General features: G+C 62.7%; 17 protein-coding genes. 7 read left to right on the top strand and 10 right to left on the bottom strand.

All coding sequences use genetic code 11. The annotated features are described in order from the left end of the window. Nucleotides 1-3 precede the first annotated feature (3 nt). The 3 genes from mmsB to chvE all read right to left on the bottom strand — a co-directional run bounded on the left by mmsB (nt 4) and on the right by chvE (nt 3,894). The gene (gene mmsB, locus TRIHO_RS08980) at nt 4-1,212 is read right to left on the bottom strand and encodes a multiple monosaccharide ABC transporter permease (RefSeq protein WP_068242211.1); all 1,209 of its coding nucleotides are present in this window, start codon (nt 1,210-1,212) and stop codon (nt 4-6) included. Beyond that, nucleotides 1,209-2,741 carry a multiple monosaccharide ABC transporter ATP-binding protein gene (mmsA, locus tag TRIHO_RS08975; protein ID WP_082705084.1) on the bottom strand — a complete coding sequence of 511 codons (1,533 nt, stop codon included), beginning with the start codon at nt 2,739-2,741 and terminating at the stop codon, nt 1,209-1,211. The genes mmsB and mmsA overlap by 4 nt, the downstream gene beginning before the upstream one ends. 88 nt (nt 2,742-2,829) lie before the next feature. Then, on the bottom strand, nt 2,830-3,894 hold the full coding sequence (chvE, locus tag TRIHO_RS08970) for a multiple monosaccharide ABC transporter substrate-binding protein (RefSeq protein WP_068242207.1): 1,065 nt from the start codon (nt 3,892-3,894) through the stop codon (nt 2,830-2,832). Between the two features lie 163 nt (nt 3,895-4,057). Between chvE and TRIHO_RS08965 the strand changes: the two genes are divergently transcribed. Then, a complete protein-coding gene (locus tag TRIHO_RS08965) occupies nt 4,058-5,056 on the top strand; it encodes a LysR family transcriptional regulator (protein ID WP_068242204.1) in 999 nt (332 codons plus the stop codon). A gap of 3 nt (nt 5,057-5,059) precedes the next feature. On the opposite strand, the gene TRIHO_RS08960 is transcribed toward TRIHO_RS08965, so the two are convergent. The 6 genes from TRIHO_RS08960 to dctP all read right to left on the bottom strand — a co-directional run bounded on the left by TRIHO_RS08960 (nt 5,060) and on the right by dctP (nt 10,805). Next, nucleotides 5,060-6,322: an NAD(P)/FAD-dependent oxidoreductase gene (locus tag TRIHO_RS08960; RefSeq protein WP_068242202.1), complete on the bottom strand. Its 1,263-nt coding sequence runs from the start codon at nt 6,320-6,322 to the stop codon at nt 5,060-5,062. A gap of 97 nt (nt 6,323-6,419) precedes the next feature. Beyond that, entirely contained in the window at nt 6,420-6,770 is a 351-nt protein-coding gene (locus TRIHO_RS08955) for a RidA family protein (RefSeq protein WP_068242200.1), read from the bottom strand. A gap of 34 nt (nt 6,771-6,804) precedes the next feature. Beyond that, a complete protein-coding gene (locus TRIHO_RS08950) occupies nt 6,805-7,833 on the bottom strand; it encodes a histone deacetylase family protein (RefSeq protein ID WP_068242324.1) in 1,029 nt (342 codons plus the stop codon). Between the two features lie 27 nt (nt 7,834-7,860). Further along, nucleotides 7,861-9,147, bottom strand: a complete 1,287-nt coding sequence (locus TRIHO_RS08945) for a TRAP transporter large permease (protein WP_068242198.1) — start codon at nt 9,145-9,147, stop codon at nt 7,861-7,863. Further along, a complete protein-coding gene (locus TRIHO_RS08940; protein ID WP_068242197.1) occupies nt 9,144-9,707 on the bottom strand; it encodes a TRAP transporter small permease in 564 nt (187 codons plus the stop codon). Before TRIHO_RS08940 ends, TRIHO_RS08945 begins: the two co-directional genes overlap by 4 nt. A gap of 96 nt (nt 9,708-9,803) precedes the next feature. After that, nucleotides 9,804-10,805: a TRAP transporter substrate-binding protein DctP gene (gene dctP, locus TRIHO_RS08935; RefSeq protein WP_068242195.1), complete on the bottom strand. Its 1,002-nt coding sequence runs from the start codon at nt 10,803-10,805 to the stop codon at nt 9,804-9,806. A 369-nt stretch (nt 10,806-11,174) separates the two neighbouring features. Between dctP and TRIHO_RS08930 the strand changes: the two genes are divergently transcribed. From TRIHO_RS08930 to TRIHO_RS08910, 5 genes are all read left to right on the top strand, one after another. Beyond that, the gene (locus tag TRIHO_RS08930) at nt 11,175-12,095 is read left to right on the top strand and encodes a LysR family transcriptional regulator (protein WP_232367747.1); all 921 of its coding nucleotides are present in this window, start codon (nt 11,175-11,177) and stop codon (nt 12,093-12,095) included. A 114-nt stretch (nt 12,096-12,209) separates the two neighbouring features. Then, a complete protein-coding gene (locus TRIHO_RS08925; RefSeq protein ID WP_068242191.1) occupies nt 12,210-12,899 on the top strand; it encodes a paraquat-inducible protein A in 690 nt (229 codons plus the stop codon). After that, nucleotides 12,896-13,537, top strand: a complete 642-nt coding sequence (locus tag TRIHO_RS08920) for a paraquat-inducible protein A (RefSeq protein ID WP_232367745.1) — start codon at nt 12,896-12,898, stop codon at nt 13,535-13,537. The genes TRIHO_RS08925 and TRIHO_RS08920 overlap by 4 nt, the downstream gene beginning before the upstream one ends. Then, the gene (locus TRIHO_RS08915) at nt 13,527-15,656 is read left to right on the top strand and encodes a PqiB family protein (RefSeq protein ID WP_068242188.1); all 2,130 of its coding nucleotides are present in this window, start codon (nt 13,527-13,529) and stop codon (nt 15,654-15,656) included. Before TRIHO_RS08920 ends, TRIHO_RS08915 begins: the two co-directional genes overlap by 11 nt. 2 nt (nt 15,657-15,658) lie before the next feature. After that, a complete protein-coding gene (locus TRIHO_RS08910; protein ID WP_068242186.1) occupies nt 15,659-16,231 on the top strand; it encodes a PqiC family protein in 573 nt (190 codons plus the stop codon). Here the strand turns inward: TRIHO_RS08910 and TRIHO_RS08905 are convergent. Continuing rightward, a complete protein-coding gene (locus tag TRIHO_RS08905) occupies nt 16,228-16,710 on the bottom strand; it encodes an Lrp/AsnC family transcriptional regulator (protein WP_068242184.1) in 483 nt (160 codons plus the stop codon). The genes TRIHO_RS08910 and TRIHO_RS08905 overlap by 4 nt on opposite strands. A 177-nt stretch (nt 16,711-16,887) precedes the next feature. Here TRIHO_RS08905 and TRIHO_RS08900 point away from each other — a divergent pair. Next, nucleotides 16,888-17,270, top strand: a 383-nt coding sequence (locus TRIHO_RS08900; protein WP_131811192.1) for a pyridoxal-phosphate dependent enzyme, incomplete at its 3' end; no start/stop codon positions are given.

Here is a 17,270-nt window from a genome sequence, read left to right as displayed (position 1 = left end):
ACGTTACCCTTTCTTCTTGTTCATTACATCGAAAATGACGGCGGCCAGCAGGACGAGGCCCTTGATCACCTGTTGCCAGTCGATGCCGATCCCGAGGATCGACATGCCGTTGTTCATGACCCCCATGATAAAGGCCCCGACGACAGCGCCGACGACGGTGCCGACACCGCCCGACATGGAGGCCCCACCGATGAACACGGCCGCGATCACGTCCAGTTCAAAGGCGACGCCGGCCTTGGGGGTTGCGGTGTTGAGGCGCGCCGCAAACACCAGCCCGGCGAGGGCAGCCAACATGCCCATGTTGGCAAAGGTCAGGAAGGTCAGACGCTTGGAGTTGATTCCGGACAGCGACGCGGCCTTTTCATTGCCGCCGATGGCATAGATCCGGCGGCCAAAGGTGGTGCGGCTGGTCAGGAAGGAATAGACCGCGATCAGCAGCGCCATGACCACAAAGACGTTGGGCAGGCCACGGAAATCCGCCATCAGCCAGGACATATAGACCAGCGCCCCGAAGATCAGCGCGCTGCGCCCCGCGAAAAAGGCAAAGGGTTCCACATCGGCCCCGGTGCCCAATTGGCGCTGCCGCGCCCGGATGGACAGCCACAGCAGCAGCGCAGCCACCGCGATCCCGGTATAGAGCGTCAGCAGGTTGAGGTTCTCACCGCCAAAGACGTCCGGCACGAAACCCGAGGAGATCAAGCGGAAGTCCGGCGGGAACGGGCCCACGGACTGGCCTGCCAGCAACCAGAGGGTCAGCCCCTTGAAGACCAGCATGCCGGCAAGGGTCACAATAAAGGACGGGATCTGGAAATAGGCCACCCAGAACCCCTGCGCCATGCCGATGATGGCGCCAAAGGCCAGACAGATGACTGCAGCCAGCGGCCATGGCAGGCCCCATTGCACGATCATCACCGCCGCAAGGGCACCGATAAAGCCCAGCACCGAGCCGACCGACAGGTCGATGTGGCCGCAGACGATCACCAGCAACATGCCCACCGCCATGATGACGATATAGGAGTTCTGCAGGATCAGGTTGGTCAGGTTGACCGGCTTCAGCAGGATGCCGCCCGTCGCCACCTGAAAGAAGGCCATGATCACGACCAGCGCGATCAGGATACCATATTCACGCAGGTGCCCCTTGAGGAACTGCAAACCGGATTTAGATGTGCGGGTCTCTGCACGCCCTGACGTGGACGGGGTTGTATCGGTCATGCATCTTCTCCCGATTTGACAATTCTCGACATAATTTTTTCCTGGCTGGCCTCGATGGTCGGCATTTCACCGACAAACTGGCCTTCGTTCATCACATAGAGCCGATCCGTCACCCCCAGCAGTTCGGGCAATTCAGACGAGATCACGATGATCGCCTTGCCCTGTGCTGCGAGGTCGCGGATGACCGTGTAGATTTCAAACTTCGCGCCCACGTCGATGCCGCGGGTCGGCTCGTCGAGGATCAGAATATCGGGGTCGGCAAAGAGCCATTTCGACAGCACCACCTTTTGCTGGTTGCCCCCCGAAAGGTTCACTGTGACCTGTTCGATCGACGATGACTTGATCGCCAACCGGTTGCGATAGCGCGTCGCCACCTCGGCCTCGCGACCATGGTCGACCACCCAATTTTTGGCGATTTCGGGCAGATTGGCGAGCGGCACATTGCGGCGGATGGTATCATCGAGCACCAGACCATAGGTCTTGCGGTCCTCGGTGGCATAGGCCAGCCCGGCATCAATCGCCTTGCGCACCGTCGACAGATCCACGGGCGTGCCGTTGATCTCCACCTCGCCGCTGATATCGCGCCCATAGCTGCGGCCAAACAGGCTCATCGCCAATTCGGTCCGCCCCGCGCCCATCAGGCCGGCAATGCCCAGCACCTCGCCCTTGCGGACAGAAAAGCTGACATTGTTGACGACCTTGCGTTCCGGGTGCAGCGGATGGTGCACGGTCCAGTTCTTGACCGCCATCGCCACCTCGCCCGGCGCATGGGTGCCGCGCGGCGGGTAGCGATCTTCGAGGTTGCGCCCGACCATGTTGCGGACGATGTCATCTTCGTCGACGCCATCGGCGCAATCCATGCGCGCCACCGCAGATCCATCCCGCAGAACCGTGATGGTATCGGCGACTTTCGACACTTCGTTCAGCTTGTGCGAGATCAGGATTGAGGTGATCCCCTTCTCGCGGAAATCCATCAGCAGATCCAACAGTTTGGCACTGTCGTTTTCGTTCAGGGACGAGGTCGGCTCGTCCAGGATCAGCAGCCGCACATTCTTGGACAGGGCCTTGGCGATCTCGACCAGCTGCTGTTTGCCCAGCCCCAGATCGTCCACAATCGTCTCGGCGTTTTCTTCCAGACCGACCCGCGCCAGCAGCTCCGCCGCCCGGTTGTGGGTCTCTTTCCAGTCGATGATACCGTTGGTGGCCCGTTCGTTGCCAAGAAAGATATTCTCGGCCACCGACAGGAGCGGGATCAGGGCCAGCTCCTGGTGGATGATGATCACGCCAAGGTCTTCGCTGTCCCGGATGGAGCGAAAGGCGCGCGGCGCGCCGTCAAAGAAGATTTCGCCGTCATAGCTGCCATGGGGGTAGACCCCGGACAGCACCTTCATCAGCGTGGACTTACCCGCCCCGTTTTCGCCGACAAGCGCGTGTATTTCGCCTTCGGCCACTGAAAGGGTTACATCGTCCAGCGCCTTCACACCTGGAAATTCCTTGGTGATCCCGCGCATTTCAAGAATTGGGGGCATCCGTTTACTCACGCATTCTAAAAATGCCCGCCGGGAAGAGTCCGGCGGGCCAAAGTGGACCGGCTAACCAGCCGATCGGGAGGTTGCCTTATTCGATTTCGCTTTTTTCGTAGTAACCGCTGCCGATCAGGACCTCTTCCCAATTGGCTTCGGTTACCGGAAGCGGCTCAAGCAGATAGGACGGGATCACTTTGACACCGTTGTCATAGGTCTCGGTGTCGTTGATCTCGGGCTCGCCCCCATCCAGCAATGCGTTCACCATGCTGACGGTCACACGTGCCAGTTCGCGCGTATCCTTGAAGATCGTGGAGTACTGATCGCCCCGCAGGATCGCCTTGACCGACGGGATTTCGGCATCCTGGCCGGACACGATGGGCATGGCCATGTCGCCGGACCCATAGCCGACGCCTTGCAGCGACGAAATGATACCGATGGACAGACCATCATAGGGGGACAGGACGCCATTCACGGCCTGCTCTGTGTAGTTGGCGGACAGCAGGTTATCCATCCGGGCCTGCGCCACGGAGCCGTCCCAGCGCAGGGTGCCGACGGTGTCCATACCCATCTGGCCCGACGGGATTGCGATCTTGCCGGAATCGATCAGCGGCTGCAGGACCGACATCGCGCCATTGTAGAAGAAATAGGCGTTGTTATCGTCCGGGCTGCCGCCGAAGAGTTCAACGTTCCAGGGCGCAACATCGGGAAAACGCTCTTCCAGACCGGCGACCAGCGTCTCGGCCTGCTGAACGCCAACCTTGAAGTTGTCGAAGGTCGCATAATAGTCAACGTCGCCGCTGTCCCGGATCAGGCGGTCATAGGCGACAACCTTGATGTCTGCGGCGGCGGCATTGGCCAGGGCGCTGGTCAGCGTCGTGCCATCAATTGCCGCGATCACCAGCACATCGGCGCCTTTGGTGATCATGTTCTCGATCTGGGCCAGCTGGTTCGGAATATCGTCGTCCGCATATTGCAGATCAGTGGTGTAGCCCGCTTCTTCGAACTGCTTGACCATGTTGTTGCCGTCGTCGATCCAACGCGCGGACGATTTGGTTGGCATCGCGATGCCGACATAGCCTTTGTCCTGCGCAAAGGCGGGCATGGCAGTTACAAGCGCAAGCGCGGTCGCGCCAAGGGCACGTCTGGTGAAGTTCATGACTTTCCTCCCTGAACCCGCGGCTCCGCTCCCTCAGCGACCAGTCCGGGTTTTATTGGTAACTCACGACCCATTTTCCGAGTCGTGCTGGACATTGCGCCAAGCGGCTATATCAATCAAATTCAGATTTCATCAATCGTTATACCATAAATGGGATACCGCCATGCCCTCCACGTCTACGTCCCCCAAGGTCCACGCCCTGCGTGATGAGCTGATCCGGCGCGGTTTACGGCTGCCGCAACTACGCCTTCTGGTTGCCTTGCTGGAGACGGGCCAGGTCTCCGGTGCCGCCGCGCAAGTGGCCATGACCCAACCGGCAGCCTCCCGGCAGCTGGCCGAGCTGGAAAAGACAATCGGCGCGCCGCTCTATGACCGGCATGCGCGGGGCGTCACCCTGACGGCGGCGGGGACGGTGCTGGCCCAGAGAGCCCGCGACATGCTGCATGGTCTGGATCAGGTGCAGCACGAAATTGCATCTCTCGCCAGCGGCGATCGCGGCAAGGTCCGGATCGGCAGCGTCACCGGGCCAGCAGTACAGCTGGTTCTGCCGGTGATCCGGGAGCTGCGGGTGACCTTCCCCGAGATCGAAATTTCGGTTCTGGTGGATACCAGCGACAAGCTCGGCGATGCGCTGCTGGCCGGAGATCTAGATTTCTACATCGGGCGGCTGCCGGATGGCGTCGACGCCGGGGCCATCATACTCGAAGAGATCGGCCGCGAACCGGTGTCGCTGGTCACCCGGTTGGAGCATCCGCTGTCCCGCCGCAGCAATCTCAAGGTCGAGGACTGTCTGGAATACGATTGGGTGATGCAACCAGAAGGCGGGCTGTTGCGACGCACGGCCGAGGCCTATCTGCTGCGCAACGGCTACCGGACACCGGCGCGCATTCTCAGTACCTCGTCGCTGCTGCTGACCCTGGCGATCATCTGTGAAACCAATGCCATTGCCCCCATCGCGCGGGCCGCTGCGGATTTTTATGCGTCGCAGAACGCCTTTGGCGGGCGGATACGACGTCTGGAGATTGCAGATGACATGGAGGTTGTGCCGTTTTCGCTGATCTACCTGCGCAACACCAAAGCCTCGCCCGCGGCGCGCCGTGTCATCCAATTGATCAGCCAGCAAATCCCGCAGCGATACGGCGCTGAGACCGGCGCAAGCTGACCCTCACGCAATCACCTTGGGCCGCGCGGCCGGGGTCAGTGCCTCCAGCCAGGTCTCTGCCCCCCCGCCAGGCCTGACACGCCCGTCGACCATATCCGCAAGATGGCGTGCCGTCGTCGCCCCGAGCGTAAACCCTTGATGTCCGTGGCCAAAGTTGAACCACAGCCGATCATGGCGTGGCGCCGCCCCAAGCATCGGCAGCATGTCAGGCATGAACGGGCGGGTGCCGTGCCAGGGTGCATCGGCTGTTGGTATGCCAAGATCGATCTCTGTTGCCAGCCCCGCCGCCGCCCGGTCGAGTTGGCGCAGATCGGGACGCCGCGCGCGCCCATGCAGCGCCACCCCGCAGGTCATCCGCGTGCCGCCCCGCATCGACGACAGAACCACGCTGTATCGGGTATGAAACACCGGCCGCCGCAGCGGAACTGGCGTGTCATACATGCGATGGGCGCCTTGTTTTCGGATCATTCGCACCCGGTAGCCCAGACGCCGCAACAGATCCGGCGACCAAGGCCCAAGAGCGATGACAGCCTGCTCGGCCGCGATCACTCCTGCCGCCGTTTGCACGTCCCAGCGGTCGCCGCGCCGCTGCAGGCTGCTGGCATCCCCGGTCACCAACGCACCGCCCTGCTGCTGAAACAGCGCCGCGTAGCGAGCCACCAGCCCGCCCGGATCGGAACAACTCCAGGTGTCCTGCCAATGGATCGCCCCGGCGGGCGGGCGCAGATAGGACGGCTCCATCGCACAGAAGCGGGCGCCATCCATCGGTGTCGCCGCGATGTCATAAAGATCCTTGAGCCGCGACAGATCCGCCGCCGCCCTGTCAAAACTGCGCGCGTCGTCAAAGATCGAGATATATCCCGTCTTTGCGATCAGGTCCTGGGCCTTGCTGGCGGCAATCCAGCGCTCCTGATCGCGACTGGCCGTGGCAATCAACTGCGCATGCGGACGCGACAACGCAAGATGGCGCACAGGGTGAGAGTTTCGAAAATACTGCCACAGAGCAGGCATTTGCCCCCAGACGCCGGCGGGCGACCACAGCACATCATTGCTGCGGCCCAGCAAAAGATCGCGCAATTCCGGCAGGCTGCGGGGCATCGCATAGGGTTCTGCCGCCTCGGACTGGATCAGGCCGGCATTGCCGAAACTGGTCTCCTGCCCGGCAGGCTTGCGGTCGACCACCGTCACCCTGTGCCCCCGCGATTGCAGCTCCAGCGCCGTTGTCATGCCCACCATGCCGGCGCCAAGAACCAGGATTTCGGACATCGGGGTTGCTCCTGCAATCGAAAGAAGGGTCCCTGCGTCCGCGCAGACCGCAAACGCAGGTGTTGTGACGGGAAGAGGCGTGCCAATGGCGCCGGGATCAGCCCTTGGCGGCGGTGATCAGGATCTCAACCGTGAAATCCGGCGTCGCCAATTTGGATTCGCCACAGGCGCGGGCGGGGGCACGGCCTTCGGGCACCCAGGCATCCCAAACCGCATTCATTTCGGCAAAGTCAGCCATATCGGCAAGCCAGATGGTCGCCTGCAGAATACGCGCCTTGGAAGAGCCCGCCTCGGCCAGCAAGGCGTCGATCTTTGCAAGGCAATCCTGCGTCTGCTGGGTCACGCTGGCGCCTGCCGTGCCCACCTGACCGGCCAGATAAATCGTATCGCCATGGGTCACGATCTGGCTCATGCGCTGGGTGGTGTGGGAATAGGTAATCTCGGTCATTTTGGTCTCGATCTGAGTGAGGGTTGATAGGGTGTCAGACTGCGGCGTCGCGATAGCCGCCCAGCACACGGGTCAGGTTATGACCCAGACTGTCGCAGATGTAACCGCCTTCCTGCACGAACAGGGTGGGCAGACCGGCCCCGGCAATGGCGGCGCCGATCCGGGCGAACCCGTCTCCGGTGACCTGAAACCCCTGAAAGGGATCATCCTCGGAGGCATCCAGCCCCAGCGCGACCACCAGCACATCTGTGCCAAAGGCGCGGATCCGGTCGAGGGCGGTGTCAAGCGCGGCCAGAAACGGCGCGTCGCCGGTGCCACGCGGCAGCGGCAGATTGAGGTTATAGCCCCGCCCCCGACCTGCCCCGCGTTCTTCGGCGTGGCCCCAGAAGAAGGGATAGAATTCCGCTGGGTCCGCATGGATCGACAGGGTCAGCACATCGTCGCGGTCATAGAATATGCCCTGGGTGCCATTGCCGTGGTGCACATCCACATCGAGGATCGCCGGACGCAGCCCCTTGTCCCGCAGGCACTGGGCAGCAATGGCGGAATTATTCAAAAAACAAAACCCGCCCGCCAGGTCACCAAAGGCATGATGCCCGGGCGGACGGCACAGCGCATAGGCCGAGCGTTCGCCGCCGCCGATCAGACCCGCCGCCGTAATCGCCGTCTGCGCCGACCAATAGGCAGAGCCCCAGGTGTCGGCATTGATCGGGCAGGAGGTATCGGTCTGGTGGTAGCCCGCCTGCCCCAGCGCGGACCGGGGATAGCTGTCACCACGATTGCCGGGTTTGACGTGCGAGATCACCTCTGGCCCGGCCCCGTCAATCGCGCACCAACGGGCGTGAATGGTTTGCAGAAACGTCAGATATTCCGGCGAGTGCAGGGCCGCGATGGGCCCCAGCCCGGCGTCCTCGGGCACGGAAAAATCACAGCCCGCCGCCTCGGCACCGCGGCGCAGGATGTCGATCCGCTCGGGGCGCTCCGGGTTTGGTTTCATCACGCCATAGGCCATGAAATGTGCCGGGTCATGGGCCTGCTGGCGGGGATCAAGGATCGCTTTCATCGTCATTCGCTCCTGAAAATGGCCGGTTCAGCCGAAGACCGCATTGGGCAGCCACAAGGCCACCTGCGGTACAAAGGTGGTTAGCATCAGCGTCGGCAACCAGGCAAAGACGATCATGATGAGCGTCGGCTTCAGCATCTCACTGACCGGCGTGTCTGTCACCTTGGCGCCAAGGTACAACAGCGGCGCGGTCGGCGGCGTGATGTTGGCCATCCCCAGGTTCACCCCCAGCACAGCGGCAAAATGCACCGGATCCATGCCGACGCTTTGCACGATTGGCAGCAGCAGCGGCGCCGACAGCAACAGGCCAGAGATGTCATCCATCAACATGCCAATCAGGATCATCACCAGATTGACCATGAGCAGGATCACGATCGGGTTGTCGGAGATGGAGAAGATCAGCTCTTCGGCCATGCCGGGGATGTCCTCGAACACCAGAAACCGGCTGACGATGACCACGACAAAGACCATCAGCATCACGACGCCGATGGTGGTGCCGGCATAGCGCAGGGTTGGCCAGATGTTGTCCACCGTCAGGCCGCGATAGATGAAAAAGCCCACCGGGAGGGCGTAGATCACCGCCACGCCTGCGGCCTCGGTCGGGGTCATGATGCCCCCATAGATGCCGCCCAGAATGATGAACGGCATCAGCAGCGCCGGAAAGGCCCGCCCGCCGCGCCGCGCGAATTCCTGGGGAAAGCTCGCAGGCTTCTCCATCAGCTTGAGATCCGCCTTGCGCATCAGAACATAGTTCACGACGCAAAGCAGCGTGATCAGGATGATGCCCGGCACCACGGTCGACAGGAAACACTTCAGAACCGATTGCTGGGCCACCCAGGCATAAAGGATCTGCGACGAGGACGGCGGGATCAGCAGGCCGAGCGGACAGGCGCTGACGATCAGCGCCGCGGCGGGGCCACGCGGGTAATTCGCCGCCTTGAGATGCGGCATCATGATCGACCCAATGCAGGTCAGCGTCGCCGCCGCCGAACCGGAGATCGATCCGAAAATGCCACTGGCAAAAACCGCCGCGGCGCTGAGCCCGCCGTGCAGCCGCCCCACCAGAAGCTCCGCCACCGCGACAAGCGGCGCGGCGATCCGGCCCCTTTCCATGACGGCACCGGCCAGAATGAACAGCGGAATGGCCAGCAGGACGATGGAGTTCATCTTCCAATGGCCGGTCGGTAGGAACCCGGTCACATCATGGCCCCCAAAGACCCCGATGAACACCAGCACACCGCCAAAGGACAGCGGCACGCTCACCCCGATGAGCAGCAAGACACAGAGGATCAGCAGGCTTCCGAGAATAATCATGCGCCGCGCTCCTGCGCCGGGTCAGCCGGAACGGCGAAACGCGCAGCCGGGAGTTTCAGGAACACATAGAGGCGGAGCGCGCTGTAAAATCCCATCAGGCCAAAGCCCGCGAAGATCGCCGCACGCGGCACGAAAAACGGGATCTGCAGCGCGATTGTGGTCTGATAGCGGGGGTAGTCGCCCAGCTCGTCGATCATCATCACGATGGACCAGTAAAACAGCGCCAGCGTCACCAGCAGTTCAATCGCCGTGATCAGGATGGCGCGCCGCTTGCGCTGGAGCGGGTCGAGGATCATCAGATCCAGAAGATCCGCGTTTACATGCGCGCCCTCCCAGGTCCCGATGCCGGCGGCGACGAAATAGAGCCAGAAACAGAGGATCAGCAGCCATTCCTCATAGGCAAAGAGGTCGGCGTTGAACCCGTAGCGAAAAACCACGACGAAAAAGAAGGTCAAGGCCATCGCCAGACAGCCAAAGCAGACGTAGATCGTCTGCAGCCGCAACAAGATCCGAACGGTTTTGGCCAGCCCCGCTGGCAGGTCAGTGCTGAGATCGGTCATGACGCCCCTTGTTGACAGCTGTCAATTGGCCCATCGGGGCCCGTGACGGCGACCGGATGACACCGAAAGAGCAGCATCCGGTCACTGGAAACGGCGTTACCCTTTGGGGGCCATCAACCGGTCGATGATGTCCTGCCCGACGATATCCGCGATGCCGGGCCAGACCTCGGCCCGCACGGTGTCGGCGATCTTGCCGCGCTGCGCATCGGAGATGTCGACCACCTGGTAGCCGCTCTCTTTCAGCTTGTCGATATAGTCGGCCTCATTGGCCCTGGCCTCGGTGAAATAGCTCTGCGCCGCCTTTTCAAACGCGGCCTGAACCACCGCGCGCTGCGCGTCGTTCATCTCTTCCCAGGTTTCGAGCGAGGCATAATAGGTGGTGTTTTCCACCACTGCGCCATAGGGAATGAAGTACTTGCCCACATCCGAGGTGGCAAAGGCGCTATAGGCCAGCTGCGCGGTGCAGCAGATCGCGCCATCCACGACACCGGACTGGATCGCGGGGAAAACCTCGCCCCAGTTCATTGTCGTTGCATTGAACCCCATGGCCTCGACCGTGCTTTTGATCACCTGGCTGGACCAGACGCGAATGTTCACGCCCTTGTCGCCGACCGTGGTCACATTGTCCGGCTCGCTTTCGGCCACGACACCGATGAACCCTTCGGGCGCATTTGCAAGCAGCTTCAGCCCCAGGGCTTCGAGGCGCTCGCCAAAGATATCGTTAAAGGCGCTGTCCTTGTTCAGATAGATCGCCTCCATCTCGTCAAAACTGGAGACCAGATAGGGCAGCGAGTTGATTTCCAGAACCGGGTCGCGGTGGGCATAGATCACCGAATGCACCAGATCGACATTGCCGCGCGCGGCATCCTCAAAAAGCTCCTCGCCAGAGCCAAGCTGGCCGGCCTCGAAAAGCGTGACTGACAGGCCGACATCCGCCGCCTCGATATCCGCCTCGATCTGTTTCAGGATCGCATTCCCGAAATGTTCGACCGGCACCACGCCCGCCAGTTTGAGCCGCATGTCTGCCGCCTCGGCGGCGGTCAGCGACAGTGTCAGTGCGGCTGCGGAAACAGCCGTCGCAAATGTGGTTCTCAGCATGAAAATACGCTCCATTCCCTGTTGTTTCGGCCCGGTGACCCTGGCGGCAAATCTCTGGCGACGTCCGGTCTTGCCGGCGCCGCTTCTGTGACATTTGCGGGTCAGTCATCCCACCGATTGATCCAGAGGGTGCGGAGGGATTGAAAATAGATCAAATAGATAATTAGTAATGTCGGCATAGTTTTTATCTATGCCAGAGGGCGAAAGGCCAGGTTTCGCCGCCACCGACCGCAAGGGTGGGCGTGCGACAATGGCACCCAACGCCCTGTGGTACCATCACAAATGCCGCCGCTCCCCCGCCCGCTCGACCAAGGATCTGCCGTGCCCAGACGCCCTGACCCGCTTGACCCCGAACGCCTTGCGCGGGACATGAACTGGAACCTGCTCCGCACATTTGTTGTGCTGGCGGAAAGCCCGTCGATCACGGTGGCTGCTGAACGGCTTCGATTGAAACAGCCAACCGTTTCCGTCGCCCTGAAAAACCTCGAAGACCGGCTGGGTCAGCGCCTGATCGACCGCTCTCCCGGTCGGTTCGAGCTGACCGAGGCGGGGCGGCTCCTTTACAGAGAGGCGGTCAACATCAACGGGTCGATCCTGCGGTTGGCCACCCTGATGCGGGAGGTGACGCCGCAAATCAGCGGCCATGTGCGGATCGCCGTGGCCAGCCATGTGGTCTGCCCGCCCTTTGACGAGGTGATCGCGGATTTTTATGCCGCCCACCCGCAGGCCAGCCTGTCGATCGACGTGATCACCAGCACCGATGTGGTCGCGGCCGTGACCGCCAAACGGGCGAGCTTTGGCATTGCCTTGGTGCGCGCGCAGGACCCGGCGCTGGACTATGTGCCGATGTACCGCGAGGCCTTTGGTCTGTTCTGCGGGCCGCGTCATCCGCTGTTTGGACGCAGCGATCTGACGCTGGACGATCTACAGGGACACAGCGCGGTTGTGTTCGACACCGACCGGCTGCAAGACGCGCTGCAGGACGTTACCCTGCTGCGGGCGCGCGCCGCGCTGGCGCCAGAGGTCAAAGGCGTCTCAGAAAACCTCGAAGAGGTTCGCCGGATGATCATGGCGGGGCTGGGCATCGGCCCCCTGCCCAAACATGTGGTCGCCCGCGATCTGCGGGACGGGTTGCTGTGGCAGGTCCCCCCGTTTGAGGATCTGCCCGAGGTGGACGTGTTCCTGATCTCGAACCCGGCGACAGCGCGCAACCGGGCCGAAGACAAACTGCTGGCGGCACTGATGGAGAAATTGGCGGCAACGCCCTTCAAGGAACGCACCTACGGCTGAGCGGCGGCACGGCGGGCAGCGGCGGGCCGACGCCCCGGAGCAACATCCCTTGCACAGCAGCGCGGCGCCCGTCAGGGTATGGGCCACGGAGTACTCAGGTCAAAGGCGTTTTGCATGTCACATCACCCCGAGGCGTTTTCGCCCGACGCCACCGACCTCGCCAGTCTGGTGGCCTGTCCGTCCTGCGATGCGCTCTACCGGATGCCCCGGATTGCGGCTGGCGAAGATGCGGTCTGCCAGCGGTGCCACCGGGTGATCGCGGCCCCGCGGCACCGGGCGGGCATGCAGATCATCAGCCTTGCCGCGGCCAGCCTGGTGCTGCTGGCGGCCACCCTGTTTTTTCCGTTCCTGAAGATTTCAGCCGCAGGCGTCCACAATGCCACATCCGTCCTGGACGTGGTGCTGGCCTTTACCAGTGACGAGCTTGCGATACTGGTGCTCTTTACCACGGCCTGTATTCTGGCGATCCCCGCCTTGCGGATGGGGCTGCTGCTTTATGTGCTGGTGCCATTGGTTTTTGATCACCCCCCCAGCGCACGGGCGCGTCCGGCCTTTTTGCTGTCGGAGCGGCTCAAACCCTGGTCGATGGCAGAGATCTTTGCCCTTGGCTGCGCCGTGGCGCTGATCAAGGTGCGGGATCTGGCCGAGGTGGAATTCGGCCCCGCCTTCTGGATGTTCGCCGGATTGGTGTTCCTGGTTCTGCAAGTTCAGCGCAATCTCTGCAGCCGGTCGGTCTGGGACGCGCTGGAAGCCGCAACACCTGACGCGCCCCCCACCGCCGCAACACAAGAGCATCTGACATGATGGCAGACACGCCCATCCCCACAACAAAAGAGGCCGGCCTCCTTGGATGCCGCTATTGCACCCGGGTCTGGCCCAGTGGGACCAAAACCTGTGGCTGCTGCGGCAGCAAGCTGGTTTCCCGCGACCTGCAATCCCTGCAAAAGGTCTGGGCCTGGTGGCTGGTCGCCCTGATTTGTTACGTGCCGGCGAACCTTTACCCGATGCTGCGGACCAGCACGCTCGGCTCTGTCTCGCAGGATACGATTGTCGGCGGCGCCATCACCCTGGCCGAACACGGGTCCTATTTTGTCGCCGGGGTCATCCTGCTCGCCTCCGTGGTGATCCCGATCCTGAAATTCCTGGCGATCGCTTACCTGGCAATCAGCGTCGCCCGCCCGAGCACCGCCCGCGAAGGCACCCGCCATATGCTCTTTGAACTGGTCGAATACATTGGCCGCTGGTCGATGATTGATGTCTTTGTTGTCGCGATCCTGTCGTCGCTGGTCCATTTGGGCAATTTTGCATCGGTGGAACCCGGCCCCGCCAGCCTTACCTTTGCACTGACGGTTGTATTTACAATGATTTCCGCGCAGAGCTTTGACAGTCGGCTGATCTGGGATCAGCAAGAATTTGAGAAAGACACAGACCGTGCCCACTGACCCGCCCGAGCTGAAAACCCTCTCGGCCCGCCGCCCGCTCTACCAGCGGATTTCGCTGGTATGGCTTGTCCCTCTGGCTGCGGTTGTCATCGCCGTGGCGCTGGCGGCGCAGAACTGGGCCGCGCGCGGGCCGCTGATCGAACTGTTGTTCGACGAGGCCACCGGGATCACCGAGGGCAGCACCGAATTGCGCTACCGGGACGTCACCGTCGGCCATGTCGAAGCGGTCGAATTCGAACCGGGTCTTGAACGGGTGGTCGTCAAGGTTCGGCTGAACCAGGACATCGCCGACTATGTGGATCGGGACGCGGTTTTCTGGGTGGTCAAACCCGAGGTGACGACAACCGGCGTAAGCGGGCTGAACACCGTGTTGTCCGGCGTCTATATCGCCGGGGTCTGGGACGCGGATCCGGGCGGCGTTGTGCTGCGTCACGAGGGGCAGACCAAGGCGCCGCTGCTGCCGGCCGGCGATTCCGGGCTGTTGCTGACCCTTGAGGCGGCCGCTGGCGTTGCGTTGACGGCCAATGCGCCGATTACCTACAAGGGCCTGGAGGTTGGCCGCGTCGGCACGCCGGAGCTTTCTGCGGATCGCCAGAGCGCGATTGCCCCCGCGGTGATTTTTGCCCCCTACGATCAACTGGTCCGTTCCACCACCCGGTTCTGGGACACATCGGGCTTTTCCTTCTCGCTCGGCGCCAGCGGTGCGGAACTGGATTTTTCCTCTTTGTCCTCGCTGATCGCGGGCGGCGTCAGTTTTGACACGGTGATTTCAGGCGGCACCCCGGTCAGCGATGACGCGCCGTTCCAGGTCTTTGCCTCGCAAAGCGATGCGCGCCAGAATGTCTTTGACGCCGGGCGCGGCAACGGCGTGCCCTTTTCGATCATCTTCGAGGACAACGTCAGCGGCCTCGAAGTGGACGCCCCGGTCGAAGTGCGCGGGCTGAAGATCGGTGTTGTCACCGGGATCACCGGAATCGTGGATGAGGCGCGGTTTAACGACAGCAAGGTGCGCCTGCAGATCAGCGTCGAACTGAACCCTGCCGAACTCCGGCTGGCCTCGCCCAATGCGGCGGATCAGGCGGTCGAGGAATTCATGGCCAAACGCGTGCAGAGCGGTCTGCGCGCGCGACTGGTCTCCACCGGGCTTTTTGCAACCGGCCTGAAGGTGGAGCTGATAGATGTTGCGGATGCGCCGGAGGCGGAACTGGTCCGCGACCATGACCCCTACCCGCTGATCCCCGTCACCGAGAGTGTTATTTCCGACGCCGGTGCCAGCGCCGAAGGCATGCTGTCCCGGCTGGGCGAGCTGCCGATCGAGGAGCTGATGCAATCGGCAGTCCGGTTCCTTGATACCGCCACCGGACTGGCCGCCAACACCACCATGCTGGTGCAGGATGACACCGTGCGGGCCATCCCGGCGGATGTTCGCGCCCTGCTGGGCGATGTCCGCGGCGTCGTCGGATCGGCCGAGATCCAGGGGCTGCCCGGCCAGACCGCCCAATTGCTGACGGATCTCAACAGCACAGTCACCGATCTGCGCGATCTGATTGCCCAGGTGGAAGAAGCGCGCGCGATTGAAAAACTGGTTCAGACCGTCGAGGCTGCCGGCGATGTCGCGGCCTCTGCCGAGGCCAGCCTTGCAGGGATGCCCGGCCTGATCGAGAGCCTTACCGAAACCGCCGAGACCGCGCGGGCGCTGCCGCTGGACAAACTGGTCGCGCGGGTCAGCGATGTGGTCGCCGACGTGGAAACGCTGCTTGAACAGCCCGGCACCCGCGCGATCCCGCAGACGCTGAACGATACCCTGAATGAAATGCGCCTCGCCCTCTCTGAACTGCGCGAAGGGGGAACGGTTGCCGCCCTGAACGACACCATGGCCTCGGCCCGCTCCGCCGCGACCGCAATTGAAGAGGCCACCGTGGATCTGCCACAGATCAGCGCCCGTATTGACGCACTGCTGAAGCAGGCCGCCGCGACCTTGGCCGGGTATGATCAGGGTTCGGAGATCAACCGGACCGCGCGGTCGGCGATGACAGCCCTGACGCGGGCCGCCGCTGCGGTGGAAAGCCTGGCGCGCGCGCTGGAACGCCGCCCCAATTCTCTAATCCTGGGACGATAGACATGAAACTGCCACTGAACCTCGTTGCCCTGACCCTTGCCGGCGCGCTGCTTGCGGCCTGCACATCGGATCCGGATCTCTACGTGGTGCCCAAAACCGACCCCGTGGAGCAGCTGCGCATTTCCTACAATTCCGTCGCGCTGCGCGAGGTTTCGATGCCGACCTATGCCGCCTCGCAGGAGATCCAGGTCGCGGATGAGGCCGGCAAGCTGACCACGACGCCGAACAGCCTCTGGGCCGACGAAGGCGACCGCGCCGTGACTCTGCATCTGGTGCGCGCCCTGAGCGAAGTGACCGCAGCGCGCGTGGCCTCTGACCCCTGGCCCTTTTTGAACCGTCCCGAAGTCACCCTGGATGTGCGGTTCGAGGAATTCGTGGCCGCCACAAACGGCACCTTCACCCTGCGCGGGATGTATTTTGTCGCGCCAGAGGACGTGAACAGGGCCGACCGGGCTCGCAGTTTTGAGATCAGCGAAACCTATTCCGCCGCCGAGGGCATCCCCGCAATCGCCGCCGCGCGCGCTGCGGCGCTGGGGAAACTGGCCCGCGATATCGCGACACGCGGCCTGCGCTAGGGACGCGTCGCCGACTCCGGGTCAACGGCAACCGGCATCGAAAACCCGGTCTTCACCCGGTCCATCACCGCACTGGTCCGAAATCGCAGAACGTTGTCCTCGGCAAAGAAATGACGCCGGGTGAACCCGTCATAATCGGCCATGTCCCGCGCCGAAATGATCAGGACAAAATCGGCATTGCCGGTCACATAGTAACATTGCATGACTTCCGGCGCGTCCCGCATCTGCGCCTTGAACCGATCCACATCTGCGGTTCGTTCGTTCTGCAGCGTCACCTCCACGATCAGCGTCAACCCGCGCCCGATCCGGTCGGGCGCAAGCAGCGTGATCTCCGCCTCGACCACATCAGAGGCCCGCAGGCGCGCCAGCCGTTTGCGGCAGGCATCCGGTGACAGACCGACCTTGCGAGACAAGGCTTCGGCGGTGATGCGGGCATCGGTCTGAATAGTGTCGAGTATCAGGGCGTCGAATCGGTCCATGGGCCGAGACTGGCGGAAAATCGGCTGGCAATGAATTCAAATCTGCCCGCAAAGCCGGTATTCGGCCCATATCTGCACCCTCGTGCCGGAAATCGGCCAGCCCGCGCGCGAAGTTTCCGGGAACCGCCTGGGCGGAGCCGCTAGGCTGATCGCAGATCCGCAGGAGGATATTCGATCATGACCAACGTTTTGGCCAACCCCTTTCGTGCCACCGGCCTCGGGCTGGAGTGTCCGTTTCCCCATGATGACGCAAGCGGTGTGGCCGACCTGCTGCACCATTGCCCCGCCCATGCGCCCACGCCGCTTCTGGATCTGACCGATCTCGCAGCCGAGGTCCATGTCGACCGCATCCGGGTGAAAGATGAACGCAGCCGCATGGGGCTGGGCAGTTTCAAGGCGCTCGGGGCGGCCCATGCGATCGCCCGCGACGCCGCGGACAAGGTCGACGGCCCCGCCGCCCCGGTCGCGCAATGGAACACAGCCTTGAACGGCCGCACCTATGTGACGGCAAGCGCCGGCAACCATGGGCTGTCCGTGGCGGCGGGGACGGCTGTCTTCGG

Source organism: Tritonibacter horizontis, from assembly GCF_001518015.1.
GTDB classification, from domain to species: Bacteria; Pseudomonadota; Alphaproteobacteria; order Rhodobacterales; family Rhodobacteraceae; genus Epibacterium; species Epibacterium horizontis.
The sequence above is the reverse complement of the archived record's forward strand: the minus strand, read 5'-3'. Positions and strand labels throughout refer to the sequence as shown.